Annotated in this window: 1 protein-coding gene; it reads right to left on the minus strand. The window is 65.7% G+C overall.

What is annotated here, in order from left to right:
• Positions 1 to 12: 12 nt before the first annotated feature.
• A partial coding sequence (locus ABYB95_RS23580; protein ID WP_372662837.1) for a glycosyltransferase family 4 protein occupies positions 13 to 1,322 on the minus strand: 1,310 nt, incomplete at its 5' end.

Consider the following 1,322-nt stretch of genomic DNA (forward strand, 5'->3'; position numbering starts at 1 on the left):
GAATGATGGAGCTCATGATGTCCTTGTCTGTTTGTTGGGTTGGCTGTGTGCCTGCCAGGTCGTTTCGAGGGCGTCCACCCAACGGTTGGCCAGCAGCGCGCGGTCAAAGTCCTGCTCCGCCAGCGCCCGGCCGCGTCGGCCCATGGCCCGCAGAGCGGCGCGATCAGACGCGGCCTGCTCCAGCGCGTCGGCAAAGGCGGCTGGGTCATCGGGTTGTACCGCAAAGCCACACGCGTGCTCGCGGATCATCCCGGCCAGCCAGCCGGGGTAGTTGTTGAGCACCGGCAGGCCGGCGGCAATGTAGTCAAAAAACTTGTTGGGCGAGGTGCCGAAATAGAACGCGGGCACGTTCGCCAACGCTTGCAGCCCCACGTCGGTGGCGGCCATCAGACCCGACAGCCGGGCCTTGTTCACGGGTTCGTGAAACACCACGTTGTCCAGCGCTTCACGCGCTGCACGTGCCTGCAGCGCCGGTTTCAGCTTGCCATTGCCAATCAGCAGCAGCTTGATGTCGCCGCGCCCCCGGCGCTTGAGTTCGGCCGCCGCGTCCAGCACCGCGTCCAGACCGTTGGCCATGCCGTGTGTACCGGCAAACACCGCCATGAGATCCGTGGGGGCAATCCCTTCGGGCCGCCAGGGCTCGGCGTTCTGCGCAAACAGATCGAGATCGCAACCGTTGGGCACCAGCGCGATCCGCTTGAGCGGTACGCCCCGGTGCGCAATGCCTTCGACGATGCCGGGCGACAGGCCCACCAGGCCATGGGCCGAGCGGTAGCTCGCCCACTCCAGCACACCCATGGCCCAGAGCACCACCGGGTTGCGGATCACGCCCATGGCCCGCGGCAGCTCGGGCCACAGATCGCGCACTTCAAACACAAAGGGTTTGCCGCGCAGCCAGCGCGCCGCAATGCCCGGGATACCGGCGGTCAAGGGCGTGGTGGTGGCAAACACCAGGTCGTACCGTTCGCGCAGGGCCAGCCACACACTGCGCATGGCGAACTTCAGGAACGTGAGCGAGCGCCTCACCAAGCCGTCGTGGTTGGAATAGGCCAGGTCGAGCTCCACCACATCAATGCCATCTACCTGGCCCCGCCGCAAGCCGTTCTCATACGGCCCGGTCAACCCGGTGTTGCCGCCTGCGAAGCTGCCGCAGACCATGGTCACCTCGTGGCCGCGCTCGATCAAGCGGCGCGCCATGGCGTAAGAGCGAATCGCACCCGCCCCGTGCGGCGTCACGAAATGTTGGTGGAAATACAAAACCTTCATGCTGTCCAGTGGTATTCGGTGGTCAGGGTGCCGGGCCGGGCGATTTCCAGCTCCAA

Source organism: Hydrogenophaga sp., from assembly GCF_041633695.1.
GTDB lineage: Bacteria > Pseudomonadota > Gammaproteobacteria > Burkholderiales > Burkholderiaceae_C > Hydrogenophaga.